The sequence below is a fragment of the Sphingopyxis sp. DBS4 genome (assembly GCF_024628865.1).
In the GTDB taxonomy this organism is placed as follows: Bacteria; Pseudomonadota; Alphaproteobacteria; order Sphingomonadales; family Sphingomonadaceae; genus Sphingopyxis.
The window spans coordinates 1692874-1717486 of sequence record NZ_CP102384.1; the positions used below are offsets into that span (position 1 = coordinate 1692874).

Annotated in this window: 21 protein-coding genes and 1 tRNA gene; 12 read left to right on the forward strand and 10 right to left on the reverse strand. The window is 65.3% G+C overall.

Going from position 1 to position 24613, the window contains the following annotated elements; translation table 11 throughout:
- Positions 1-5 precede the first annotated feature (5 nt).
- From NP825_RS07905 to NP825_RS07920, 4 genes are all read right to left on the reverse strand, one after another.
- Positions 6-2402 carry a TonB-dependent receptor gene (locus tag NP825_RS07905; protein ID WP_257550159.1) on the reverse strand — a complete coding sequence of 799 codons (2397 nt, stop codon included), beginning with the start codon at positions 2400-2402 and terminating at the stop codon, positions 6-8.
- Between the two features lie 2 nt (positions 2403-2404).
- Entirely contained in the window at positions 2405-3340 is a 936-nt protein-coding gene (locus NP825_RS07910) for a FecR family protein (protein ID WP_257550160.1), read from the reverse strand.
- Positions 3333-4016 carry an RNA polymerase sigma factor gene (locus NP825_RS07915; protein WP_306998747.1) on the reverse strand — a complete coding sequence of 228 codons (684 nt, stop codon included), beginning with the start codon at positions 4014-4016 and terminating at the stop codon, positions 3333-3335. The genes NP825_RS07910 and NP825_RS07915 overlap by 8 nt, the downstream gene beginning before the upstream one ends.
- Positions 4017-4102: 86 nt before the next feature.
- The gene (locus NP825_RS07920) at positions 4103-7306 is read right to left on the reverse strand and encodes an autotransporter domain-containing protein (RefSeq protein WP_257550161.1); all 3204 of its coding nucleotides are present in this window, start codon (positions 7304-7306) and stop codon (positions 4103-4105) included.
- Positions 7307-7464: 158 nt separating this feature from the next.
- On the opposite strand from NP825_RS07920, the gene NP825_RS07925 reads away from it, so the two are divergent.
- Positions 7465-8181 carry a 2OG-Fe(II) oxygenase gene (locus NP825_RS07925; protein ID WP_257550162.1) on the forward strand — a complete coding sequence of 239 codons (717 nt, stop codon included), beginning with the start codon at positions 7465-7467 and terminating at the stop codon, positions 8179-8181.
- A 415-nt stretch (positions 8182-8596) separates the two neighbouring features.
- Here the strand turns inward: NP825_RS07925 and NP825_RS07930 are convergent, their stop codons facing one another.
- Positions 8597-9250: a DUF4102 domain-containing protein gene (locus NP825_RS07930; RefSeq protein ID WP_257550163.1), complete on the reverse strand. Its 654-nt coding sequence runs from the start codon at positions 9248-9250 to the stop codon at positions 8597-8599.
- Positions 9251-9393: 143 nt separating this feature from the next.
- Positions 9394-9483 (reverse strand) — tRNA-Ser (locus NP825_RS07935).
- Positions 9484-9697: 214 nt separating this feature from the next.
- On the opposite strand from NP825_RS07935, the gene NP825_RS07940 reads away from it, so the two are divergent.
- The 11 genes from NP825_RS07940 to mazG all read left to right on the forward strand — a co-directional run bounded on the left by NP825_RS07940 (position 9698) and on the right by mazG (position 18796).
- Positions 9698-10687, forward strand: coding sequence for a lytic transglycosylase domain-containing protein (locus NP825_RS07940; protein WP_257551331.1), 990 nt, complete (start codon positions 9698-9700; stop codon positions 10685-10687).
- Positions 10671-11624 (forward strand): septal ring lytic transglycosylase RlpA family protein, encoded by a 954-nt coding sequence (locus NP825_RS07945; protein WP_374046545.1) that lies wholly within the window; start codon positions 10671-10673, stop codon positions 11622-11624. The genes NP825_RS07940 and NP825_RS07945 overlap by 17 nt, the downstream gene beginning before the upstream one ends.
- A gap of 8 nt (positions 11625-11632) precedes the next feature.
- Positions 11633-12856, forward strand: a complete 1224-nt coding sequence (locus NP825_RS07950) for a D-alanyl-D-alanine carboxypeptidase family protein (protein ID WP_257550168.1) — start codon at positions 11633-11635, stop codon at positions 12854-12856.
- The gene (gene tmk, locus NP825_RS07955; RefSeq protein ID WP_257551341.1) at positions 12850-13476 is read left to right on the forward strand and encodes a dTMP kinase; all 627 of its coding nucleotides are present in this window, start codon (positions 12850-12852) and stop codon (positions 13474-13476) included. The genes NP825_RS07950 and tmk overlap by 7 nt, the downstream gene beginning before the upstream one ends.
- Entirely contained in the window at positions 13473-14453 is a 981-nt protein-coding gene (locus NP825_RS07960; RefSeq protein ID WP_257550170.1) for a DNA polymerase III subunit delta', read from the forward strand. The genes tmk and NP825_RS07960 overlap by 4 nt, the downstream gene beginning before the upstream one ends.
- A 71-nt stretch (positions 14454-14524) precedes the next feature.
- Positions 14525-16093 carry a methionine--tRNA ligase gene (gene metG, locus NP825_RS07965; protein WP_257550172.1) on the forward strand — a complete coding sequence of 523 codons (1569 nt, stop codon included), beginning with the start codon at positions 14525-14527 and terminating at the stop codon, positions 16091-16093.
- Entirely contained in the window at positions 16093-16869 is a 777-nt protein-coding gene (locus tag NP825_RS07970; protein ID WP_257550174.1) for a TatD family hydrolase, read from the forward strand. Before metG ends, NP825_RS07970 begins: the two co-directional genes overlap by 1 nt.
- Positions 16866-17003 carry a hypothetical protein gene (locus NP825_RS07975; protein ID WP_257550176.1) on the forward strand — a complete coding sequence of 46 codons (138 nt, stop codon included), beginning with the start codon at positions 16866-16868 and terminating at the stop codon, positions 17001-17003. The genes NP825_RS07970 and NP825_RS07975 overlap by 4 nt, the downstream gene beginning before the upstream one ends.
- Positions 17000-17764, forward strand: coding sequence for an MBL fold metallo-hydrolase (locus NP825_RS07980; protein ID WP_257550178.1), 765 nt, complete (start codon positions 17000-17002; stop codon positions 17762-17764). The genes NP825_RS07975 and NP825_RS07980 overlap by 4 nt, the downstream gene beginning before the upstream one ends.
- Complete coding sequence (locus NP825_RS07985) at positions 17761-17943, forward strand: hypothetical protein (RefSeq protein WP_257550180.1); 183 nt, start codon at positions 17761-17763, stop codon at positions 17941-17943. Before NP825_RS07980 ends, NP825_RS07985 begins: the two co-directional genes overlap by 4 nt.
- 67 nt (positions 17944-18010) lie before the next feature.
- Positions 18011-18796, forward strand: coding sequence for a nucleoside triphosphate pyrophosphohydrolase (gene mazG, locus NP825_RS07990; protein ID WP_257550182.1), 786 nt, complete (start codon positions 18011-18013; stop codon positions 18794-18796).
- Positions 18797-18911: 115 nt separating this feature from the next.
- Here mazG and hflX read toward each other — a convergent pair whose 3' ends face one another.
- From hflX to NP825_RS08010, 4 genes are all read right to left on the reverse strand, one after another.
- Positions 18912-20243, reverse strand: coding sequence for a GTPase HflX (gene hflX / locus NP825_RS07995; protein ID WP_257550185.1), 1332 nt, complete (start codon positions 20241-20243; stop codon positions 18912-18914).
- Between the two features lie 8 nt (positions 20244-20251).
- Positions 20252-20746, reverse strand: coding sequence for an RNA chaperone Hfq (gene hfq, locus NP825_RS08000; protein WP_257550187.1), 495 nt, complete (start codon positions 20744-20746; stop codon positions 20252-20254).
- 117 nt (positions 20747-20863) lie between these two features.
- Positions 20864-22243 (reverse strand): sigma-54 dependent transcriptional regulator, encoded by a 1380-nt coding sequence (locus tag NP825_RS08005; RefSeq protein WP_257550189.1) that lies wholly within the window; start codon positions 22241-22243, stop codon positions 20864-20866.
- Positions 22233-24524 (reverse strand): ATP-binding protein, encoded by a 2292-nt coding sequence (locus NP825_RS08010; RefSeq protein ID WP_257550191.1) that lies wholly within the window; start codon positions 24522-24524, stop codon positions 22233-22235. The genes NP825_RS08005 and NP825_RS08010 overlap by 11 nt, the downstream gene beginning before the upstream one ends.
- Positions 24525-24613: the final 89 nt, after the last annotated feature.

The following is a 24613-nucleotide window of genomic DNA, read 5'->3' on the forward strand; positions in this document are numbered from 1 at the left end:
GCGGCCTAATAGGCCACGTCCACGGCAATCCGGATCGTCCGGGGGCGGAGCGGGGTGATGTACCCCGCGCCGCCCTCGACGAACGGCGTGCCGAGCGCGAAGCGATTGCCGCGCGCGTCGAACACATTGGTCAGCGTCAGCGACAGGCCGCGATGCTCGGTGCCCAAGCGCAGCGCCAGGCCTGTATCGACATAATCCCCCTGACCCTCGCCGAGCACCGGCCCGATGCCCAGCCGCGACGGCCCGATATAATTCGCCCAGCCGTTGACGCGTAGCTCGGCATCGGCCCCGACGGGCGCGACATAGGTCACCGCCCCTCGCACCGCATGGCTCGCAACATTGGGGATGCGCCCCAGCTTGGCAGGGGCGTCGGCAAAGGCAGCCATCGCCAGTGGCGACAGTTCATCGACCCGGCTGTGGTTATAGACCGCACCGAGATCGAAGGAGAGCGCGGAGACCGGACGGAAGGCAACCGCACCCGAAATGCTCGTGATCCGACCGTTGCCGATATTGGCGGTGGTCGGAAAACCATTGCCGTCGATGAAGTCCGCCTGAATGTCGCGCCAGCGTGTGTGGGACACCGACAGGCTTGCGTCGAACGGCGTCCGTCCCTTTTCGCCGAAGCGAACCCCGCCTTCCCAGGTCCGCACCTGATCGTTGCGGAAGCGGCGCACGAAATCGCCGTCGATGGCAAGGCCACCGGGGCGGAATCCCTCCTGATAGCGGGCATAGAGGCGCAGATTCTCGAATGGCGTCGCGAGCAGCGAGAAAGAGGGAAGGAGGTCGGTTTCGGTGCGGTGCGCGGTCGTCGCGCGTCCGGCCATGGCGATGGCAAGCGGGACGCTATCGGCTTCGCCGCCGAGACGCGCATGGGAAATCCGCCCGCCCGCCGACGCGATCAGATGCGGCAAAAGTTCAAGCGTCGCCTCGGCATAGCCGGTGAATTCGGTGATTTCGTTGGTCACGCCCGGCACCGCAGCGCGGAGCAGCGTGGTGCCATATTGGCGCCGTTGGCGAGTCCGGTTGTCGACGATACTCGCGCCGATCACCCAGCCGAAGCCGTCGACGAAGGGGCGCGATAGTCGCGTTTCGCTGACGAACATGCGGGTGCGGTTATACTGGTCGAGTATCCGTGGCTCTTCGTCCGGCTTTCCGGCGTCGAACCGCTCGAACAGCCGGTGGCTGACGACGGCGTTCGACGACTGGAAATGCAGGCCGTCCCAGTCCTTCTGAATGACAACGGTGCCGAGCCCGTAGCGCGTCCGCGCATTCTGCTCGACCAGCGAACTGCGCGTCAGCGGCGGCGCATCCTTGTCGGCATATTGCGCATCGTCGGACGTGATCGCCTGATAGACACCGCTGAGGTCAATCGTCCAATTGTCGCCCGCCTCGATCCGAGCGGCGGCGCGGCCGCCCCATATATGGGTGCGATTGACGTCATTTTTTCCGAGCAATGGATTATCGATATAGCCGCCGTCGGTCAGCATATAGCCGAGCAGGCGCACCGCGCTGCCGCCATCGCCGACGGGGACGTTGACGATTCCCGCGATGTCGCCGCCGGGGTCGCCGTGCTGGGTTGCCGAAACCCCGGCGATCGCCTGCAACCGGGTTTCGCGCGGATCGGGCGCCTTGGGGACCGAACGGATGATCCCGCCGAGCGATCCCGCGCCATAGAGCGTTCCCTGCGGCCCTTCGAGCACCTCGACGCTGTCGATGTCGTAGAGGCGGAGGTCGGGATCGGGCGCGTTGTAGCTGAGCCGGACATCGCCCAGATATTGCCCGACCGTCGCCTGCGTCGGACCGGTAAAGCTCGAATCGGCGATGCCGCGGATGAACAGCTTGTTGCGGCCCGCCCCCAGATAGGTCGAGGAAATCGTCGCAACGCGCGACAGGATCGAATCGGTTCCACGCTCGCCGCCGAACGCCAGATCGTCGCCATCCAGCCGGGTGGCGACGCCTGCGAAATGCGAATAGGGAAGGTCGGTCTTGCTCGCGGTGACGATGATCGCTTCATCCGCCGACGCAACGACCGGCGCCGGTTCGCGCGCCCGCGGTTGTGGCGCGGCACGCGGCAGGGAGCGCCGCGCGACTTTCGGGGGCGGCGCGCGACGCTCGATCCGCCAACTCGTCGCATTGACCCGCACCGCACGGGCGTCGGTTCCCGCTAACATCTGGCTCAGCGCGTCCTGCACGTCCATGCGCCCGCGCACCGGCCTGACGTCGGCCTGCCACAGCCGCGCATCGGCAACGCTGATGCTGACGCCCGCCTGCCGGCTGAGCTGCGGCAGCGCCGTCGACAGCGCGCCGCCCGGCACGTTGAACGCCCGCTCCTCGGCCGCCGCGACCTGCGCCGGCAGGCCAACGAACGCGAGAACCAGCAGGGACGTTTGCCAGCGCGCCATGGCTAGCGTGTCAGCACCCAGCCATTGCCGCGCCGTTCGGCAACCGTGCCCGATAGTGCGGCCAGATCGGCGACGGTGCGCGCGCGATCCTTGTCGATGATCAGCGCACCGCGGAAGGATTGCCCTTCGGCGCCGGGGGCGACCGCGACCTCGATTCCCGCCGTACGCTTCAAATCCTCGGCAACGGTGGTGAGCGGCGCGTCGTTATAGACGAGCAGCCCGGTGCGCCAGCCGCCGACATTGGCGACATCGACGGGATGCACCTGCGGCGGCTTGGCGTCGGCGTCGCCGGCCTCGATCGCTTGTCCGGCGACGACGCGAACCTTGTCGCGCTGGGGGTTGTAAAGCACCACGCCTTCCGACACCGCGACCGAAGTCCGGCGGTCGCGGCGGACGACGTTGAACGCCGTGCCGAGGTCGACGATGCGCGCAGCCCCCGCCTCGACGAGGAAGGGGTCGCTTTCACGGTGGACGACATGGAACATCGCTTCGCCCGATTCCAGCCGGGCGAAGCGGGGGCGATCCTTGTCGAGTTCGACGACCGAGGCGCCGTTGATCTCGATCCTCGACCCGTCGGCGAGCGTGATCGAGCGGTGCTCGCCCGCCGCCGTCTCGATCCGGTTCGCATCATCGAACAGGCCGAGTTGCGGCAATGCGATCACCGCAACGAGCGCGGCCGCGACCGCACCGCCCAGCCACAGGCGCCGCGCCGGGCGGCGCGGCGTTTCGGGGCGGATCACCACCGAAGGCGCCCGCTCGGACGGCAGGGCATCCAGGTCACGGTCGAGGCTCGCGAGCGCGTCATAGAGGTCGGCATGACCGGGGTCTTCGGCCAGCCAGTCGGCGAAGCCGTCCCAATCGTCGAACGCGGGGTCGCGCTGCCGGATGATCCAGTCGCTTGCGCGGGCCTCGGCGGCGGTTTTCGCATCGTCAAACATCGAACTGCCTCCGGGTCCGGGCGATCGCGGCATAGACCTTGCGCAGATCGGCTTCGACGGTGCTCAGGCTGATGCCGATTTCGGCCGCGATCTCGCGCTGCTGGACGCCGTCGACGCGAAAGCGGCGGAAGATGCGCGCCGGCCGCTCGCCGGTCGCCGCGATCGCCTGTTCGACCAGCACCAGTTGCTCGCGCGAAATCAGCGCCGTTTCGGCAGATGGACCTTCGGCGATCGACGCGTCGCTCCACGCCGCATCGCGCAGTGCGCTTTGCCGCGCCGAGCGATAGCGGTCGAGCATCAGATTGTTCGCCGCGCGCATCACATAAGCAAGCGGTTCGGCAATCGGCCCCATGCCGCGTTCGGTCAGCCGCATCCACAAATCCTGAAACAGATCCTCGGCCGCATCGCCCGCGCCGCGCACCTCCAGAAAGCGCACGATGCGCTCGCGGTTGGCGAGCAACACGCCTTCGATGCCCTGGACGGCGTCGGTTCGATCACTCGCATCGGTCATGGATTGCTTGCCGCGGAATGCCATTGTCTGTCGGCCCGCGCCCAATCGGCGCGTGCTGTTCGGCCCCCTGATACTGCCGCCATATAGCGCGCGGCGTGCGCCATGCAACCGCGTCGGCATGGCCGGGCCGGCATGGCAGGCAAGAGCGGCCTGAAATATCGTCATCTCCTTTTCATCCTTTGAGCCTTAGCAAGGGGGAAGCGGGGGTAGGGAGGGGCTTCCCCCTTGCTGCGGGGCCAGCCAGTGGGGGATTAAAGGCCGACCCGCAGGCTCGCACGGAACGCCCAGCCGATGTGGCTTTGCTGTTCTTCCGCAGACACTTCGCCGGCGACCTGAAAGGCCGAATTGCCGGCGATGCCGCGGAAACGGCCGACCCAGCCGCTCGTGCGATCCTCTGGAACCAGGGTGAAGGGCGTGCCGTCCTTGAACGACGCGACGGTTGCGCCCAGCGAGCCGCCGACGATCTGGCGCCGTCCGCCTTCGAGTTCGAAGCGCGTCCAGCCGTCATATTCGTCGGTGCCGCCGAACTGGAGACCGAGCGCCACCGTTCCCGACACCGCCAGTTCGTCGCTGCTGCGGCCCTGCACGGTCAGGTCGAGCGCATCGCCGCCGCCGGATTCGGCATAGCCGTCTTCCTTGAGCTTGTAATAGTCGACCGCGACGGTGGGGCGGATCGTCAGCCCGCCGAGGCGCGCGTCCTTGGCGACCGAGCCCGACGCCGAATAGAGCGTCGCGTCCCATTTGCCGCGCATCGTCTTCTCGATGTCCTCGGCCCCTGCGTCGGCGCGGAAGAAGCGCGTGCCCTTCAGGCTGATCGGCGCGCCCGAAACGCGCGCGCTCGCCAGCCATCCGTCCGATTGCAGGCGCCAGTGGAGCGACCCTTCGAACTGGCTCGACGACACTTCATTGTCGTTGCTGCTGTTGCCGTCCTTGCCGCTCAGGAACGCGATCGAGCCGCCGAAATTACCGACGTCGCTCTTGATCTCGGCACCCATCGACAGGCCCCAGCCGCTGACATTATAGCCCGCGGTCTGGCCGACGCCCTTTGCGGTGCCCCACACGGCCTGGTTGATCCAGTAGCGCCACTTGCCTTCGTCCTGGAACGGCGCGTTCGGATCCTGCAGGTGCCGCGCCAGCGCGCGCGAGCCCGAGGTGACGGTCTCGAACACCCCGCCTTCATGCTCGGGCAGCATCTGGCGAAGCTGGTTGTGGAACTGGTCGCCGTTGGTGATGCCGAGGAACACGTCCTCGACCTTCTGGTCGGCGGTCACCGCATCGATCACCGCATCGAACGCGCCCGCTTCGGAGCGGTTGAGGCCCAGTTCGGTGCTGCTCTTGCGCGCGACGTTGACGATGAGCTGATTGGCGTTCGAGCTCAGCGTGCCCTTGTAGAGGAAGGGCAGCAGCGTCGATTCGGTGGTCAGATTATCGGCGCCGGTCAGCGTCCCGGCGGTCAGCACGATATGGTTGCCCTCGGCCTCCTCGAGGCTCGACAGCTTGAGCGCGAGTTTCGAGTCCGCGCCGAAACTGGCAGTGCCGTCGACGGTCAGCGCGGTGCCGGTGCTGCCGTCGTCGAGCGTTACCGCCAGGACACCCTTGTTGGTGACCGCAAGCGAAGCGATCGACGCCGCGCCGCTCACGTCGAAGGTGCCGCCATCGACCGACACTGCCAGCCCCTGCGAATTGGCGAGGCTGCCCGAAAAGCGCGACGTGCCGCCGATGGTCAGTGCGTCGCTGCCGCCGCCGAAATCGGCCGTGCCGCTGAACACAGAGGTACCGGCGAGCGTCATCGTGTCGTTGCCGGCGCCGAAGCGCGCATTGCCCGCATAAGTGGCGTCGCCCGACAGGTTCAGGCGATTGTCGCCCCCGCCGAAATAGCTGTTTCCCTTCACCGAACCGTCCGCGATGTCGAACAGGTCGTTGCCGCCGCCGAAGCGGACGTCGCCGACGATGCTCGGCGCAGCGATGCCGCTGGCGACCGCGGTCTGCTTGACCGTCGCGCCATTGCCGTTCGCCGAGAGGTCGATCGCGATGTTGCGATCCGAGGTCGCAAGCGCGCCCGTGGCGCTGATCGTCCCGCTATTCTCGATCGTGTCGACGGTGCCCGACAGATCGACGATCGCGCGCGCGGTGCCGGCATCGCCCGCCGCCTTCGCGCTGATCACGCCGCTGTTGCGGATGAGAGCGACGTCGCCACCCGCCTCGACGAGAATGCCGGTCGAGATGGCGGAGGCTTCCTTGCCGCCCGATGCCTCGACCTTGCCCGCGACGCGGATTTCGGGAGTGGTCGCACCGCTGCCGACGCGGATCGCCGTCGCCGACGCGCCATTCGAGATCGCCGACACGCCGCCATTGATCCCGACGCCACCAGTGATCGTCACGTTCCGGCCCATGCCGCCGAGTTGGATCGCGGCCGCGTCCTTGCCCGCATAGAGGCCGTTGCCGACGACCGTGCCGTCGATGATCAGGCCCAGACCGGTTCCGGTGCCCGCAACCGCGCCGATCGTGATGTCCTGGCTGGCCGAACCGATGCGAAGCGCGGGCGCCGAGCCATAGGACTGGATCGCGCCCGATCCTTCCTTGGCATCCTCGATGCCGTCCTTGTCTTCGTCCTTGTCGTCGGGCTTGGTGTCCTTCGGGGGCACCGCGACGACGATGCCGCCGGTGACATTGCCTTCGATCGACAGCGCCGGACCACCGATCAGCAGGTCGTCGGCGTCGAGCTTCGACGGGTCGGTGGGGGCCGTCGTATAGCGATAGCCGGTCGACGTCAGCGTGCCCTGCACGACGAGCGCGCCGTTGATATTGCCCGCAAGCCGCGCGGCAGTCGCATTCTCGCCGACCGCGGTGATCGTGCCGGCCAGGCGGACATTGCCGGTCACGTCCTGCAAACCGACACCCAGCGCGTTGTCGCCAAGCACCGAAATCTTGCCGTCGTTGGTGAAATTGCCGGTCAGCGGCCCGCCGAGGCGGATGCCCGCCGAATTATTACCCTCGATCGTGATCTCGCCGCTGTTGACGATATTGCCGGTGAAGGCGCCGCCGGTCGCGATGCCGGTGCGGCCGCTGCCCACCGCATAGGGCCCGTCGATGTCGCCGTCCTTGTCGATGTCGGTCGGCGCATAGCTTTCGTCGATGATGATCTTGCCGGTCGCCGAGTTGGTGATCGCACCGCTGACGCCGCCGTTCGCGAAGATGCCGGTCGCGCCGTCCGAATTGGTAATCTGGATCGTGCCGTCGTTGGTCAGCTTGTTGTTGCTGTCGATCGTGACCGCGGTGCCGTTCGCCGGCTTGACCGATCCCGCCGAGGTAATCTTCACATCGTCGGCGGCACCCGATTTGACCGTCGAAGTTCGTACCGGCGTGGTGGTCGCGGTGCTGATGCTGGTTTCGGCATGAGCGGTGGTGGAAAGAACGGCGGCAAGGCAGGTGGAGGCCAGCAAGGTCGTGCGCATGAAATCCCTCTTTTGATGTCGACCGGGTATTCCCGGAACTGACCTCAAGACGGAGGCATTGCGGAGCAGCCTTGAAAGAAATTTGATCGCAAGAAACGGGGCGGAGTGTCGTCGTGCCGCGGATAGGGGCCGATATCCGCCTCGACTGAAAGACGATCATGCCGACCCACGACATCTCCCGCAGTATAGCCGGTCTCGATAGGGAAGCGCTCGCAACCGATCTCGGGGGCAGAGGCTGGCATATTGTTCCCGGCCTGCTGTCAGCGGCCCGATGCGCCGCGCTCAGGGCCGATTATGCGGCGGACACCCTCTATCGCAGCACAGTCTCGATGCAGCGGCACGGGTTCGGCCGCGGCGAATACCGCTATTATCGCTATCCGCTGCCCGATCCCGTCGCGGCCCTGCGCGCGGCCTTCTATCCGCCGCTGGCGGCGCTCGCGAACGACTGGGCGGCGACGCTCGGGCGGACATCAGCCTATCCCGCCGACCATGCTACCTTCCTCGCCCAATGCGCGCTCGCCGGCCAGCCCCGCCCGACGCCGCTGATCCTTCGCTATGGCACCGGCGACTATAATTGCCTGCATCAGGATCTCTATGGCGAACTCCATTTCCCGTTCCAGATCGCGATCCTGCTGTCGATGCCGGGCGCGGATTTCGACGGCGGCGAATTCGTTCTCACCGAACAGCGCCCACGGATGCAGTCGCGCCCGCACGTCGTGCCGCTGGAGCAGGGCGACGCGGTGATCTTCGCGGTCAACGAGGCACCGCGCCAGGGCAGCCGCGGCCCCTATCGCGTCAAGCTGCGCCATGGCGTCAGCGAAATCCGCCGCGGCGAGCGCTTCACGCTGGGCGTGATCTTTCACGATGCGGGGTAAGGAAGGGGGCGACGCCCAGATTACATTCGTCGATGACGAGTTGAATGGCCGGTTGCGACCGGAAGCGGACCTATCTTCTCCCCTCCCTGCAAGGGAGGGGGCGGGGGTGGGTGGCCGCCGAAGGCGGCGCTCTTCCGCGTTGCTCGCTACGCTCGCTACCCACCCCTAACCCCTCCCTTTCAGGGAGGGGAATATCCGCTTCCCACCCCAAAATCGCCGCTTGCGATAAAGTCGCGCATGAAAAGGAAGGTGGCGGACAGGGTGGTTTTATTAAGTCAAACCTATGTATTTGAAATAATTTTTCAAATTACATCCGCTAAATTTCGGACCCACACGGTTCCTCCGCGCATCTGAATTCATGATTCAGTCCGTGCAACTCTTCTGCCATTGTTCGCTGCGATTGTCTAACATTTTCTTATTTACTCCATCCAACGCCGAGCTGGCTGCAAGCTATTTCAGACGAGAACAATTCAGGCTGAATAGGGTAAGCTATGCCATTAACGCGATGATATACACAATGCGCACGATCAGCCGGGACCAGCCGATGGCGGTGGGTGTAGGCCCAATCGAGAACTGCGCCGATCCGCTGACGGACGCGGCGCGCCGTCTCAGGCTTCGCTAGCCAGATTTCCGCGAGCAGGTCGCGGATCATTGGGCCGGTGATCTGATCGACCTTAAATTTTCCGATGTGCGGGAAGGCGTAAAGCTCCATCGTTCGCATCCATTGCGCGTGATGCTTGCCGTTGCGCCATGTCTTCGAATGTATCTCGTAGGTCGTGACGGCGGCGTCCTTGAAGGTCGGCACCGCTTGCCGCTTGCGCCGCTCAATTTGCGGGTCAACGCCCGCCTCGATCTGGCTGCGAATTTCCAGCGTCATTTCGCGCGCCTGCGCCAGACTGACTTTCTGGCAGCTGCCTAGGCCGAAGTCGCGGCGCACGCCGTCGCTCTGGACCCGGCACACCCAGCTACTGGTGCCTCCCGGCCGTTCGAGGCGCATCAGGCCGTCGCCGAGACTCACGCGCCGCTGTTTTTCCTTGGACTTCGAGAGCCCATTCGAAGTGCTTTTCATCCCTCTGATCATAAAATTTGTTCCCACATTGGCAAAAATGTCGGCCTGGACCATGTGGGACGCACAGGGATACGAATCGCCCCTCAAACCCGCAGCTAAGCTGGGGTTTCGGAGACGGTTCGGGAAAGAGTGGGATTGAAACCTGGCGGACAGGGTGGGATTCGAACCCACGGTGAGCTTGCACCCACGGCGGTTTTCAAGACCGCTGCCTTAAACCACTCGGCCACCTGTCCACTGCCGCCGACATAGCGCGCGGCGCCCCCGCGGCAAGCAAAAGATCGACGGCTCGGTTCGCCGCGCGAATGACTCGACCTGTCTCGCGGCGGATGGCGAAGCCGCGTGCATCTGGTTCAATCCGATTCTATGGGGTGGGACATGATGCACGCTAGAGGTTTCAGAATCGGTCGTCTTTCCAGCCTGCTGGGCTTCACCCTCTCGGCCTGGTCGATGGTGATGTCGGGCCCGCTCTACGCACAGAGCGACGCGGGATTTGACGCCTATGTCCAGTCGTTGTGGCCGAAAGCTCAGGCGCGCGGGGTTTCGCGCGCGACCTTCGACCGAGTGACGTCAGGATTGCGCTATAATCCCCGCGTCATCGCGCTCGACCGCGACAATCTCGGCGCGCCGCCGAATCCGAACACGCCGATTCCGGCCTTCGCACCCTATAAGGCGAAGCATGTCGACGCGGCGCGGATCAACGGCGGGCGGCGCGTCCACGACCGGCTGCTGCCCCTGCTGTCGCGCATCGAGCAGCGCACCGGGGTGCCGACGAGCATCATGATCGCGATCTTCGGTCACGAAACCGCCTATGGCGCGGTGACCGGCAATTTCGACCTGCCCGAGGCGCTGGCGACGCTCGCCTATGAAGGGCGGCGGCGCACCTTGTTCGAGCCCGAATTTATCGCGACGCTCGAAATGGTGCAAAAGGGCGTGCCGCGCGAGGTGCTCAAGGGAAGCTGGGCCGGCGCCTTCGGCTATCCGCAATTCCTCCCCTCGGTCTATCTGCAAGTGGCCGAGGACGGCGATGGCGACGGCGTCGCGCGCATCTGGTCGAGCGAGGCCGACGCGATCGAATCGATCGGCGCCTATCTGCGCCGCGCCGGCTGGCGGGCGGGGCAGCCATGGGGCGTCGCGGTGCAGGTGCCCGCGGGCTATAACCGCGCCGCGATGGCGAGCCGCCTGCAGCCGACGCGCTGCCCGCGCGTCTTCGCGCGCTACAGCCGCTGGCGCTCGATGGCCGAATGGCGCGCCGACGGTTTTCAGACGCTCAGCGGCCGCTGGCCCGACGGGCAGGTGCAGGCGACCTTGCTCGAACCCGACGGCCCGGGAAAAACCGCTTATTTGCTGACTGGCAACTATCGTGCGATATTGGACTATAATTGTTCCAACTTTTACGCACTGTCTGTGGGGTTGCTGGCGGATGAAATCGATCGTTAGGGAGGGGGCCCTGATCGCAGGGGCGGCGTTGCTGCTTGCGGGATGCGGGGCAATGGATGGCAAGCGCGAGGGCGGGCCGGCCGCGGGCCCGACGCCCGCGCCGCTGGTCGAACGGGTCAGCGACACGCCTGTCAAGCTTGGCGATCCCTACACCATCGCCGGAGTCACTTACACGCCCGTCGACATCCCCGATTACGACGATGTCGGCTATGCGAGCTGGTATGGCGACGAACTCGCCGGAAAGCCGACCGCCAATGGCGAGACTTTCAATCCCGACGGCATCACCGCCGCGCACAAGACGCTGCCGATGCCGAGCTATGTCGAGGTGACCGCGCTCGATACCGGGCGCACGATCCTCGTCCGCGTCAACGATCGCGGACCGATGGTGGGCGACCGGCTGATCGACCTGTCGCGCGGCGCCGCCGAACAGCTCGGCATCACCGGCGGCAACGCCGCGGTGCGGGTGCGCCGAACGAACCCGCCGCAGGCCGAACGCGCGCAGCTTCGTGCGGGCCGCGCGGTTCCCGAACGGATCGTGACGCCCGACTCGCTGCTCGCGGTGTTGCGCAAGAAGCTCAAGGACCAGCCCGCGCCTAAGCCGACGCCTGTCGCGGCACAGCCCGCGCCGCCGGTGGCATCGGGCAAGGTCAAGCCCGGCGACGACCGTCTTGCGGTGCAGCCTTCCAAACCGGCCCTCAAGCCCGTTCCTGCCAAGCCCACCGCCGCCGCGGGTTCCTATCAGGTCCAGGTCGGCGCCTTCAGCACCGAAGCCCGCGCCGCCGCCGCCGCCAAGTCGGTTGGCGGGACCGTCGCAAAGGCGGGCAAATTTTGGCGGGTCCGCGTGGGGCCGTTCGCCAGCGACGCCGAAGCGCGCACCGCGCTCGACAAGGCCAGGGACAAGGGCTTCCGCGACGCGGCGGTCGTTCGCGATCGTTGACAGCGGCGATGCGAAGGCCGTTTTTCATCGCCAGGGCCGCAATCGGCAGTGGCGCGGCGCTGGCGCTTATCGCGGCCTTTCCGGCGGCTTCGGCAGGCGATGCGCATTCGAAATCGGCGCCCGCCAGCCGCCCGCTCTATATGACGCAGGCGCCGATCGTGATGCTCAAGGATCTCGATTCGGGCGCGATCCTCTTTTCGCGCGGCGCCGAAAAGCGCTTCCCGCCCGCCTCGATGGCGAAGGTGATGACCGCCTATATCGTGCTCGACCTGATCGAAAAGGGCGAGCTACCGCGTGATCGGATCATCACCGTCAGCCAGGCGACGTGGAAGAAATGGAACGGCAGCAACGGCGGCTCGACGATGTTCCTGCGCTCGGGCGAGAAAATCTCGGTCGATGAACTGCTCAAGGGGCTGATCACCGTATCGGCGAACGACGCCGCCGCCGCACTGGCGGTGGGGATCGACGGCAGCGAAGAGGCTTTCGTCAAGCGAATGAACGCGATGGCATCGAAACTTGGCATGACGTCGAGTCATTTCGGCACCCCGAACGGCTGGCCCGACGGCGGCGTGACCAAGGTCAGCGCCGCCGACCTGATCCTGCTCGCCGACCGCCTGATCCGCGAGCATCCGCGCGACTATGCGCGCTATTTTTCGCTGCCGAAACTCCAGCACGGCAAGAGCCCTGACGGCAAGCCGATCGTCCAGCCGAACACCAATCCGATTCTCGGCCGCGTCGAGGGGGTCGATGGGCTCAAGACCGGCCATACTGTCGAAGCGGGCTATTGCTTCCTCGGCTCGGCGAAGCGCGGCGGGCGGCGGTTGATCATGGTCGTCGCCGGCATGTCGAGCGACAAGGCGCGCCGCGACGAAGCCGCGCGGCTGATGAGCTGGGGCTTCGAGCAATGGGAAGGGCGCGAACTCGTGCCCGCGGGCGCGAAGATCGGCCGCATCGACGTGGGGCAGGGGCGTGCGCCCGCCGTCGTCGCCGAAGCGGCGATGCCGGTGCGGATGACCGTTCCGCGCGGCCATGCCGGCGGCTATAGCGCAGTGATGCGCAGTCATTCCCCCGTTCAGGCCCCCGTCGCGCGCGGGGCGCGGATCGCCGACCTGGTCGTGACCCCCGATGGCCTGCCGCCGCAGGTCACGCCGCTGCTCGCCGCGAACGATGTCGGCGCGGGCGGTTTCGGGGCAAGGCTGCGCACCGGATTCTACCGGCTGACCGGCTGGTGAGCGGCCGCTTCATCACCCTCGAGGGCGGCGAAGGGGTCGGCAAGTCGACCCAGATCCGCGCGCTGTCCGCCGCGCTCGCCGCGCGCGGGGTCGAGGTTGTCGCAACCCGCGAACCCGGCGGCAGCGCTGGCGCCGAGGCCATTCGCGCGCTGCTGATGGAGGGCAGCGACGACCGCTGGGATGCGCGAAGCGAGGCTTTGCTCTTCGCCGCGGCGCGCGCCGACCATGTCGCGCGCACGATCCGCCCCGCGCTGGAGCGCGGCGCGTGGGTGCTCTGCGACCGCTTCGTCGACAGCTCGCGCGCCTATCAGGGCGGCGGCGGCGGCATCACCGACGGCGATCTGCTGGCGCTCCACGGCTTCGGCTCGCTCGGGCTGCTCCCCGATCGCACCTTCCTGCTGACCGTCAGCGCGCGCGAGGCCGACCGGCGGCTCGCGGTGCGCGATGCCGCGGGCGCCGACCGCATGGGCAGCAAGCCCGCCGACTATCAGGCCCGCCTCGCCGCGCGCTTTGCCGAAATGGCGGCGGCCGAACCCGACCGCTGGCGCGTGATCGACGCCGACGCGCCCGCCGAGGCGGTGACCGCCGCGATCATCGCCGAACTGGAGCCTTGGCTGTGACGCTGATCGGTCATAGCGAAGCCGAAAAGGCGTTTCTGGAGGCGTGGCAGGGCGGCCGGCTGCACCATGCCTGGCTGCTCGCCGGGCCGCAGGGGATGGGGAAGGGGGCCTTCGCCGCGCGCGTCGCACGCTTCCTCGCCACCCACGGCCGGGCAGGCGCAGGGCAGGCGATCACTCTCGACGATCCGGGTGACACCGCCGCGAGCAAGCTCGTCGAGGCGGGCAACCATCCTGAAATCATTCCGCTCGCACGCCAGCCGAAGGACAAGGGCAAGGAGCTCGCACGCAACATCACGATCGACCAGGTGCGCGGTGTCATCCGCCGGCTGCACCTGTCGCTGTCGCTCGGCGACTGGCGCGTGATCATCGTCGATGCGGTCGACGACCTCGAAACCGACGGCGCCAATGCGCTACTCAAGACGCTCGAAGAGCCGCCCGCGCAGACGCTGTTCCTGCTCGTCAGCCACTCGCCGGGGCGCCTGCTGCCGACGATCCGGTCGCGCTGTCGAATCCTGCGTTTTCAACCGGTTGAGCATGACGTCATGACATCGTGGCTGCACGATCTGCGCCCGATGATCGACATGGCCGAACTGCGCGCGATCGTATCCGCGTCGGGCGGCGTGCCGGGCAAGGCCCTCGCGCTGATCGACAGCGACGTCGCCGCGGTGGAAGCGAAGCTGCTCGCGATCGCGAACGGCGGCGATCCCGGCAACCGCCTGCGCGAGGCGCTCGCGCGCGAGGTTGGCGGGACGAGCAATCGCGCGCGGCTCGAGCTGGTGATCGATATCGTTCCCGGCCTGCTCGCGCGGCTGGCGCACGAGCGTCCGATCGCCGAGATCGCGCCAGTGCTCGCGCAATGGGACCGCGTGCAGCGCACCGTGCGCGACGCGGTTCGTGGATCCTATGACGGCGCGATGGTCGGTTTCGAGATCGGCAACTGCCTTGCCGAACTCGCACCGCGCGAGCGCGCGCGATAACCCTGCCCCTGGAGAGGGGGAGGGCGAAGGCCGCCCTTCCCCTCGCGCCCCGCACCCGCTAAGGCGCGCGCATGTCCGAGCCTTTTTATATCACCACCGCCATCAGCTATCCCAACGGCCGTCCGCACATCGGCCATGCCTATGAGGCCATTGCCACCGACGTCATGGCGCGGTTCCAGCGCGCACGCGGTCGCGACGTGCGCCTCGTCACCGGGACCGACGAGCATGGGCTGAAGATGTTCCAGACCGCGCGCAATCAAGGCCGTGAAACGATCGATCTTGCCGATGAAATGTCGGGATATTTCCGTGAGATGTATGCCAAGCTGAATATCAGCTATGACAATTTCATGCGCACCTCCGACCCTGCGCATCATCGCGCGTCGCAGGCGATCTGGCAGGCGATGGAAGCAAATGGCGACCTTTACCTCGACCGCTACGAGGGCTGGTATTCGGTTCGCGACGAAGCTTTCTACGACGAAGACGAACTCACCGACGGGGAGGGGGGCGTCCGCCTGTCGCCGCAGGGCACCCCCGTCGAATGGACGGTCGAGGAAAGCTGGTTCTTCCGCCTGTCGAACTATCAGGACAAGCTGCTCACCCTCTATGCCGAACAGCCCGATTTCATCCGCCCCGAAAGCCGCCGCAACGAGGTGCTGCGCTTCGTGGAGGGCGGGCTCAAGGATCTCAGCGTCTCGCGCACCAGCTTCGACTGGGGCGTACCGGTGCCGGGCTCGCCCGGGCATGTCATGTATGTCTGGGTCGACGCGCTGACCACCTATCTCTCGGGGCTCGGCTACCCCGATACCGACGGAGATTTCGGCAAATTCTGGCCCGCGAATATCCATATGATCGGCAAGGATATCGTTCGTTTTCATACGGTTTACTGGCCGGCCTTCCTGATGAGCGCCAAATTGCCGCTGCCCCAACAGGTGTTCGGCCACGGCTTCCTGCTCAACCGCGGCGAAAAGATGTCGAAATCGCTCGGCAACGTCGTCGATCCGATGGAGCTGGCCGAGCGTTTCGGGGTCGATGCACTACGCTATTATCTGCTCCGCGAAGTCAGTTTCGGACAGGACGGCAGCTATTCGGCCGAAGCGATCGTGCGCACCGCCAATGCCGACCTCGCGAACAGCTTCGGCAATCTCGCGCAGCGCAGTTTGTCGATGATTTTCAAGAATCTGGATGGAGTAATTTCCACCGATTACACGCCATCGCAGGAGGATGCCGACCTGCTCGCCGACCTGCTCGCGATGGCCGAAGAGCGCCTGCCGCGCGAATTCGAGCAGCTCGCTTTCTCGATCGGGATCGAGGACTGGATCCGCGCCGTCTTCGCCTGCAACCAATATGTCGATGCACAGGCGCCCTGGGCGCTGCGCAAGAGTGATCCCGAACGGATGCGCGCGGTGCTGATGACCTTGTTCCAGGCGGTGCGGACGCTCGCGATCGCGATCCGCCCGGTGGTGCCCGATTCCGCCGACAAATTGCTCGACCAGATGGGCATCGCCGCCGACGCGCGCGATTTCGCGGCGCTCGCCGACCGGGACTGGTTCGCGAAACTCGCCGCGAGCGGTTTCACGCTGGGCCAGCCCGTTCCCATCTTTCCCCGCCTCGAACTGCCCGAGGGGGAAGGGGAGGCCTGATGCTCGTCGATTCGCACTGTCACCTCAACTACAAGGGCCTTGCCGAGCAGCAGGGCGAGGTGCTGGCGCGGGCTCGCGAAAGAGGCGTCACGGCGATGCTCAACATCGCGACGCGCGAAAGCGAATGGGACGATGTGCTTGCAGCGGCCGAGGCCAACGCCGACGTCTGGGCCAGCGTCGGCATCCATCCGCACGACGCCGATCATCATCCCGACGTCGATACCGCGAAGCTGGTCCGCCGCGCCGCGCACCCGCGCGTCATCGGGATCGGTGAGACCGGGCTCGACTATTATTACGACAAGAGCGATCGCGCGCGGCAGCAGGACAGTTTCCGCCGCCATATTCATGCGTCGCAGGAAACCGGCCTGCCGATCATCGTCCACACGCGCGAGGCCGAAGCCGACACGCTCGCGCTGCTTGGCGAGGAGATGGGAAGGGCGGTCTTCCCCGGCGTGATCCATTGCTTCACCGCCAGCGATGATTTCGCGCGCCGCGCGCTCGATCTCGGCCTCTATATCTCGATCTCGGGGATCGTGACCTTCAAGAATGCCGCCGACCTGCAGGCGACCGCGCGGTGGCTGCCGCAGGAGCGGCTGCTGATCGAAACCGACTCCCCCTTCCTCGCCCCCATCCCGCACCGCGGAAAGACCGGCGAGCCGGCCTTTGTCGCCGACACACTCGCCTATCTCGCCGACCTGCGCGGGGAGGAGGTCGACACGCTGGCGGCGGCGACGAGCACCAATTTCTACAAGCTTTTCAACAAGGCGGTACCATGACGTCACAAGGCGTCGAGTCTCCAAAATCCGTTCGCCCTGAGCTTGTCGAAGGGCCGTTCTTTCTTTTGACGCGGCAAGAAGAAGGGCGGTGCTTCGACAAGCTCAGCACGAACGGCTTGGTGCTGAAATCATGAAGGTCCGCATCCTTGGTTGCGGGACCTCATCGGGTGTGCCGCGGATCGGCAACGACTGGGGCGCGTGCGATCCCGACAATATACGCAACCTGCGCAGCCGCGCCTCGATCATGATCTCACTCGGTGGCTTTCGCATCATCGTCGACACCAGTCCCGACATGCGGCTGCAACTGCTCGACGCCGGCGTGGGCGAGGTCGATGCCGTCATCTGGACCCACGAGCACGCCGATCACACCCACGGCCTCGACGATCTGCGCCAGATCATGCACCTCCGCCGGTCGGCGGTTCCCGCTTATGCACGCGCGCATGTGCTCGACATATTGAAGTGGCGTTTCACTTACGCCTTTGCGGGCAACGCCGGCTATCCGGCGTCGGTCGATCCGATCGATCTTGAGGATCATCAGTCGATCGGGCCGATCGAGGTGTCGGCGCTCGAAATGCCGCACGGCCCGATAAAGGCGACCGGGCTGATCTTCAGCGATGGTGCGCACAAGATCGCCTATGCGACTGATTTTTCGAAATTCACCGACGAGATGGTCGATTTCTTCCAAGGCGTCGATCTGTTCGTGATCGACTCGCTCCGCCGCTATCCGCATCCGACGCATCCGCATCTGGCGATGACGCTCGAAGGGCTCGCCAAGGTCGGTCATCCGCGCGCGATCATCACGCACATGGACAATACGATGGACTATGACGATCTGGCGGCCGAATTGCCGCCGGGCGTCGAGCCGGGCTATGACGGGCTGGAGGTGCAATTATGAGCGGCAACAGCGCGGTCGACCTGATCTGGTTCGCCGGAGCCTTCGCGCTGGTGCTGAGCGCGCTCGTCACACGCCGCATCAAATTCTCCGACAGCATCAAGATGGCGCTCGCGTGGATCGCGATCTTCGGGCTGATCTTTCTGGCAGTCTGGACGTTCCAGACGGTGCGTGGGGGATGAAGCATCGGGCTCGCTCCCTCTCCATCTCCATATTTATTTAACATAATATATATTATCGGATAATAAGATGACCGGAACCAAGCCCCCCTCGGCTGTGCCCCCCATCGATCGCCTGCTTGGCGTCATGGCCCGGCTTCGCGACCCCGACGGTGGCTGCGAATGGGATCTGGCACAGGATTTCGCGACGATCGCGCCCTATACGATCGAGGAAGCCTATGAGGTTGCCGACGCGATTGCCGGCGGCGATCCCGCGGAGATTTGCGACGAACTCGGCGACCTGCTGCTCCAGGTCGTCTTTCACAGCCAGATCGCGACCGACCGCGGCCTGTTCGGCTTCGACGACGTCGCGACCGCGATCAGCGACAAGATGGAACGCCGCCATCCGCACATCTTCGGTGACACGAGGACCGACGATGTCCGCATCCAGTGGGAAGCGATCAAGGCGGCCGAGCGCGCTGCCGACGGTTCCGGAAGCGCGCTCGACGGCGTCGCGCTGTCGCTGCCGGCGCTGCTCCGCGCGCAAAAGCTGCAGGGCCGCGCCGCGCGCGTCGGCTTCGACTGGCCCGACGCCGACGGCCCGCGCGCCAAGATCGCAGAGGAACTGGACGAAGTCGCGGCGGCACCCGACGATGAAGCGCGCGCCGAAGAAATCGGCGACCTGCTCTTCGCGGTGGTCAATTACGCGCGCCATCTTGGCGTCGACGCCGAAGGGGCGCTGCGCGCCGCGAACGACAAATTCGCTCGCCGCTTCCATGGCGTCGAGGAGCGTGCGGGGCCGGATATCGCCACGCTGCCGCTCGATACGCTCGAAGCGCATTGGCAGGCGGTCAAGGCGTCGGAGCGGGCTCCATAAACGACACCCATTAAACAGATGTTCCCCCGCGAAGGCGGGGGTCCATCTCCTGCCGGCGCGAGTTTGAACCGGCAGGAGATGGGTCCCCGCCTTCGCGGGGACACGCCCATAAACGCTAAATCGATCCATCCCCCTGCGGCCAAAGCCGCTCGAACCGCGCGCGATCGGCGGGGTCGAGCCGTACCGTCAGCACATGCCCCTCACCTTCGGCAACATCGGACAGCACTTCGCCGCGTGCGTGGAGCCATGCCATCGCCTCGCCCTGGTCGAAGCGCAGGAAAATCTGCTCGACGCGGTGGCGCGCGGTCAATTGTGACGCCATGAGCGTCCGCGCCGCCTCGACGCCCTCTCCCGTCATAGCCGATATGACCGCGACGTCGGGCCGCCGCGCCGCCATCTCGTCGATACGCTCCCGCGCATCGACGTCGGCGGTGTCGATCTTGTTCCAGATTTCGATCTGGGGAACGGCGTCGTCCTCCCCTTCCCCATCTTGCGATCCGTTGACGCCCAGCGAATCGAGGATCGCGCGGACGTCGTCATATTGGGCTTCGCTATCGGGATGCGCGATGTCGCGGACGTGCACGATCAGGTCGGCGGTCGTGACTTCCTCCAGCGTCGCGCGGAAGGCGGCGACAAGCTCGGTCGGCAGGTCGGAGACGAAGCCGACGGTGTCCGACAGGATTGCCTTGTCGATCCCCGGCAGCCGGATTTCGCGCATCGTCGGATCGAGCGTCGCGAACAGCATGTCTTCCGCCATGACGTCACTTCCCGTCAGGCGATTGAAAAAAGTCGATTTTCCGGCATTGGTATAGCCGACGAGCGCGATCACCGGCCAGGGCGCGCGCTGGCGCTTCGACCGTTGGAGCTGGCGCGTGCGGCGGGCATCGTCGAGCTGGCGGCGGATGCGCGCCATCCGGCCCCGGATCATCCGGCGGTCGGCCTCGATCTGCGTTTCGCCCGGCCCGCCGAGAAAGCCGAAGCCGCCGCGCTGACGCTCAAGGTGGGTCCAGCTTCGCACCAGCCGCCCCGCCTGATAATCGAGATGCGCGAGTTCGACCTGCAACCGCCCCTCGGCCGTCGCCGCGCGCTCACCGAAGATTTCGAGAATTAATCCCGTCCGATCAATGACTTTCGTCCCGAACTCGGTCTCCAGATTGCGCTGCTGGATCGCGGTAAGTGCCGCATCGACAATGACGAGCTGCGCGACACGTTCGACAACATCGGGCTTGATCGCCTCGATCTGCCCCACCCCGATCAGCGTTGCCGCGCGCGTTTGCCGTAGCCGCAGCGTATGAACCGCCACGACGTCAAGGCCGATCGCCAGCGCGAGCCCCTTGGCTTCCTCGGCGCGCGCATCGAGGTCGCGCGACAGTCGCTGGCCGTGCCATTCGGGCACGACCAGCAGCGCGGCGGCGCCGCGGGTGACGTCTCCGTCGCTATCGCTCATCGGATCGATCAGGCGTCGCCGTCTTCGTCGCCATTATCGGAGAGGTTGATCGGCCCGTTCGGCTGAACGGTCGAAATCGCATGTTTGTAGACGAGCTGCACCTGCCGCTCGCGTTCGAGCAACATGCAGAACAGGTCAAAGGCGACGATATCGCCCTGGAGCATCACGCCGTTGACGAGAAACATCGTCACCGATTCATCCGACCGCCGCACTGCGTTCAGAAACACGTCCTGCAGCGCCTTGCCCTTGCTCGCCGGCGCATCGCGAATGTCACTGCCCAACGACGCGAGGTCGAAATCATGCGACGGCATTACCGTCGAGATCGCGTGTTTGTAGACAAGCTGCGATTGGCCATCGCGGCGCAACAGCAGCGAGAAGTTGTCGAACCAAGTGATGATGCCCTGCAATTTGACGCCCTTGACCAGGAACATCGTCACCGGCGTCTTGGTCCGGCGCAGGGCATTAAGGAAAAGATCCTGGAGATTCTGATTCTTGTCGGACATATTTGCCTCCTTGGTTTTGGCGGTGAAACCGCGGGTAAAGCACCGCCTTGCGGCGCGGCGACCGTCTTCGCATCCGCAATATGCGGCAAAGCTCCGCACAGGTCTAGCGGAAAGCCGTCAGCCTTCGCCGTCGTGATTGTCCGTCAGTCCGAGCAGCTTGAGCTTCCGATGCAGCGCCGAACGCTCCATGCCGATGAAGGTTGCGGTGCGCGAGATATTGCCCGAAAAACGGTTGATCTGAATACGCAGATACTCGCGCTCGAAATTCTCCCGCGCTTCCTTGAGCGGGATCGCGGTAATCGACTCGCTGTTCGGCAATATGTCGGCGCCGCCGCGGACCAGTTCCGCCGGCAGCATGTCGGCGTCGATGCGGCCCAGCCGGTCGCTTGGCGCGAGGATCATCACGCGCTCGATCACGTTGCGCAGTTCGCGGACGTTGCCCGGCCAGTCGTGCGCCTGAAGCGCCGCCATCGCCTCGCCGCTGATCTCGGGCGGCGGAACGCGGCGGTCGGCGGCGTAACGGCGAACGAAATGATCGCACAGGCTGGCGATGTCGTCGCGCCGCTCGCGCAGCGGCGGGATATGCACCGGCACGACATTGAGCCGGTAATAGAGGTCTTCGCGGAACCGGCTTTCGGCGATTTCGACCGTCAGATCGCGTGCCGAGCCCGAAATGATGCGGACGTCGACGCGGATCATCGTCCGCCCACCGACGCGCGTGAAGCTCTGGTCGGTCAGGACGCGAAGAATCTTGCCCTGCGTCGTCAGCGGCATGTCGGCGACCTCGTCGAGGAACAGGGTTCCGCCATGCGCCTGTTCGAGCAGGCCGACGCGGATCGATCCATCCTCGGCCTCCGAACCGAAGAGTTCGATCTCGACCGTTTCGGGGTCCATCCGTGCCGAGGAAATCACGCGGAAGGGCGCGCTATGTCGCCCGCTCCAGCCGTGGAGAACGCGCGCGGCGACTTCCTTCCCGACGCCCGGCGCCCCGGTGATGAGGACGCGGCTACCCGTTCCGGCGACACGCTTCAGCGTCGCGCGGACATTGTTGATCGCGGCGCTGGTGCCGGTCAGTTCGTCCGACGGCCCCGCTTTCTCGCGGAGTTGCTCATATTCGAACTTGAGCCGCTCACTCTCGGTCGCGCGCGCGACGAGGTGGAGCAGTCGCTCGGCCTCGAACGGCTTTTCGATAAAGTCGAACGCGCCGCGGCGGATTGCCGCGACGGCGGTGTCGAGGCCGCCGTGGCCCGAAATGACGATGATCGGCAAGGTCGGATCGAAAGCTTTTATCGCCTCGACCAGCCCTAGCCCGTCGAGCCGCGATCCCTGGAGCCAGACGTCGATCAGCGCGAGCGAGGGCCGCCGCTGGCGGATCGCATCGAGCGCGGCATCGCTGTCCGACGCCGTGCGCGCCTCATAGCCTTCGTCCTCCATGACGCCGGCCACCAGCTCGCAAATGTCGCGCTCATCGTCAACGATCAGGATATCAAGCGCCATATTCTTCTCTGTCCTGCCGGTTCCGGACCCGTCCGGGAACCGATTCACCCTGCCCTGTTACCAATTCCTCCCCCTTGCTCGCCAACGACCGCAACCGCCCCGGATGCAGGGTCAGCGTCACGCATGTGCCCTGTCCCGCCGGATTGTCGCAGAATTCGAGTTCGCCATAATGCTGCTCGACGATCTTCTTGACGATCGCGAGTCCCAGCCCGGTGCCGCCCTGCCGCGTCGTCATATAGGGTTCGGCGATCGTATCGCGGGCCTGCGGCAGCCCGACCCCGTCGTCGCTGACCCGGATGACGATGGCGTCGCCCGCGCCCGCCGCGAGTTCGGCGCTGATGTGGCCGATCGGCGATGATGCTATATTATCCGATTTTTCTTCAATCGCTTCGACCGCATTTTTAACGATGTTCGTGAGTGCCTGCGACAACAGGCGACGGTCGCAGACGAGCGGTTCGATCTCGTCGGGCGTCTTCACGCTAAAGGCGATCTCCGGCTTTGCCACCTCGAACAGGAAGACCGCCTGGCGCAGGATGTCACGGACATCCTCGACCCCGAAGGTCGGCTTGGGCATGCGTGCGAAGCTGGAAAATTCGTCGACCATGCGCCGCATATCGTGCACCTGGCGGACGATCGTGTCGGTCAGACGGCGGAAGGTCGGCGCATCGCCCTCGACCTTTTCGCCGAAGCGGCGCTGAAGCCGCTCGGCGGCAAGCTGGATCGGGGTCAGCGGATTCTTGATCTCGTGCGCGATTCGCCGTGCGACGTCGGACCAGGCGGCGCGGCGCTGATCGAGCAATTGCTGCGTGATATCCTCGAAACTCAGCACGAAGCCATCGCCTTGCGCCACTGCCTTCGCCGCCAAGGTTGCAGGCTCGGCATCACGGCGCACAAGCTGGACGACGCCTTCGCGCTCGCCGCTGGTCAGCAGACCCGCGAGTTCGGGGGCGACGTCGGCCAGCGGCCGGCCGGTAAGGTCGGCCGCACTCTGCCCGATCAACCGCTCGGCCGCGGCGTTGACGAGCAGGATATGATGGCCGGCATCGACCGAAACGACCGCCGACGATACTCCGCTCAGCACTGCTTCGATAAAGCTCCGCCGCGCTTCGAGCTGGGCGTTGGCGGTCACAAGCGCACCCGTCTGCCCCTCCAACTGTTCGGTCATGCGATTGAACGCGCTCGTGAGCACCGCAATCTCATCCTCGCGCGCCGGGGGAGTAACCCGTACCGACAAATCGCCGCCAGCAGCGGTCCGCGTCGCGCCGATCAAGGTGCCAAGCGGCCGGACGATACGGTCCGCGACAACGATGGCGGCAATCACCGCCAAGGCGAGGAGCAACAGCGAACCGAGATAGAGCGCGCCGTTGAACTGCAATTGCAGCTTTTGCGATCGATCAAACAGGTCGTTATAGTCGGCCAGCACGGTCCGCGCCCTGCCGAATTGCAAAAGACCCAATGCGCCGGTGTTGCGCGCGACATAGAGATAAAGCCGTTTGTCGCCCTTGATCTTGGTCGCGGCCTCGATGCGGCGGTCGGTCTGATGGATGATGATCGGCTTTCCGTCGTCGAGAGCCTTGATATCTTGGGGAGAAATACGCTCCGATGCATCCCTTTCATCGGGTTCTATCATGGCTTCCGTAATATACTCGCCGGAGTCACCCATTCTTATGATGGCCGACTCGTTCAATCCCCTGAACAACACCTGCTGCACATAGAAAAACTTGAAATCGGAATCGTTGAATGAAGCATATTTAATGGCCTTGCTGATGTCAGTGGCCATCACCAAGGCGTTTTGCTCAACTTGCTTCTGATTCTCCTGATAATAGCCCTGCGCCAGGTTAGCGGCGTTTTCGAACATGCCGCGCGATCGGTCTGAGAACCAGAAATCGACGCCGAACTGGAACAGCAGCGAGGCGAAGATCACGACCAGCAGCGTCGGCGTTGCCGCGAGCAAGGAAAAGAGTGCCACCAGCCTGACATGCAGGCGGCCATTGCCCCCTGCCATCGAACGCATCGCACGGGCGCGCGCAATCCGGCTGCCGACGAGCACGATCAGCGCCATCGCCGGCACGAGGTTCACGACCATGATTGCCGCGACGAGCGCGGGCGTCAGCAGCCTTTCGCTCTGCGCGTCGCCGGTGACGAAGATATAGGTGGCGATCGCGACGCTGATGATGATCGCCAGCGTGTAATATTCGGGCGCCGCAAAGTGCCAGCCCCGCGAATCCGCGGTCGGATCGTTAGAATCGCTTTCGACGCTGAGGGAAGCGGCAGGCTCCATTGTTGCCTTGCTACGACAATCCTGTTGCATAGAAAACACACAAAGTGCGGACGCGCGCCGATATGTGTGCTTTTTGCCGTCGGTGCGAG

Excerpts from the sequence above, each read along its gene's own strand:
- hfq (WP_257550187.1), bottom strand. The coding sequence starts at position 20,746 with ATGTCCGACAAGAATCAGAATCTCCAGGATCTTTTCCTTAATGCCCTG.
- NP825_RS07975 (WP_257550176.1), top strand. The coding sequence starts at position 16,866 with ATGACGTCACAAGGCGTCGAGTCTCCAAAATCCGTTCGCCCTGAGCTT.
- NP825_RS07915 (WP_306998747.1), bottom strand. The coding sequence starts at position 4,016 with ATGACGATATTTCAGGCCGCTCTTGCCTGCCATGCCGGCCCGGCCATG.
- NP825_RS07945 (WP_374046545.1), top strand. The coding sequence starts at position 10,671 with ATGAAATCGATCGTTAGGGAGGGGGCCCTGATCGCAGGGGCGGCGTTG.
- NP825_RS07970 (WP_257550174.1), top strand. The coding sequence starts at position 16,093 with ATGCTCGTCGATTCGCACTGTCACCTCAACTACAAGGGCCTTGCCGAG.
- metG (WP_257550172.1), top strand. The coding sequence starts at position 14,525 with ATGTCCGAGCCTTTTTATATCACCACCGCCATCAGCTATCCCAACGGC.
- NP825_RS08005 (WP_257550189.1), bottom strand. The coding sequence starts at position 22,243 with ATGGCGCTTGATATCCTGATCGTTGACGATGAGCGCGACATTTGCGAG.
- hflX (WP_257550185.1), bottom strand. The coding sequence starts at position 20,243 with ATGAGCGATAGCGACGGAGACGTCACCCGCGGCGCCGCCGCGCTGCTG.
- NP825_RS08010 (WP_257550191.1), bottom strand. The coding sequence starts at position 24,524 with ATGGAGCCTGCCGCTTCCCTCAGCGTCGAAAGCGATTCTAACGATCCG.
- NP825_RS07930 (WP_257550163.1), bottom strand. The coding sequence starts at position 9,250 with ATGAAAAGCACTTCGAATGGGCTCTCGAAGTCCAAGGAAAAACAGCGG.
- NP825_RS07985 (WP_257550180.1), top strand. The coding sequence starts at position 17,761 with ATGAGCGGCAACAGCGCGGTCGACCTGATCTGGTTCGCCGGAGCCTTC.
- mazG (WP_257550182.1), top strand. The coding sequence starts at position 18,011 with ATGACCGGAACCAAGCCCCCCTCGGCTGTGCCCCCCATCGATCGCCTG.
- NP825_RS07925 (WP_257550162.1), top strand. The coding sequence starts at position 7,465 with ATGCCGACCCACGACATCTCCCGCAGTATAGCCGGTCTCGATAGGGAA.
- NP825_RS07980 (WP_257550178.1), top strand. The coding sequence starts at position 17,000 with ATGAAGGTCCGCATCCTTGGTTGCGGGACCTCATCGGGTGTGCCGCGG.
- NP825_RS07910 (WP_257550160.1), bottom strand. The coding sequence starts at position 3,340 with ATGTTTGACGATGCGAAAACCGCCGCCGAGGCCCGCGCAAGCGACTGG.
- NP825_RS07940 (WP_257551331.1), top strand. The coding sequence starts at position 9,698 with ATGGTGATGTCGGGCCCGCTCTACGCACAGAGCGACGCGGGATTTGAC.
- NP825_RS07920 (WP_257550161.1), bottom strand. The coding sequence starts at position 7,306 with ATGCGCACGACCTTGCTGGCCTCCACCTGCCTTGCCGCCGTTCTTTCC.
- NP825_RS07905 (WP_257550159.1), bottom strand. The coding sequence starts at position 2,402 with ATGGCGCGCTGGCAAACGTCCCTGCTGGTTCTCGCGTTCGTTGGCCTG.
- NP825_RS07950 (WP_257550168.1), top strand. The coding sequence starts at position 11,633 with ATGCGAAGGCCGTTTTTCATCGCCAGGGCCGCAATCGGCAGTGGCGCG.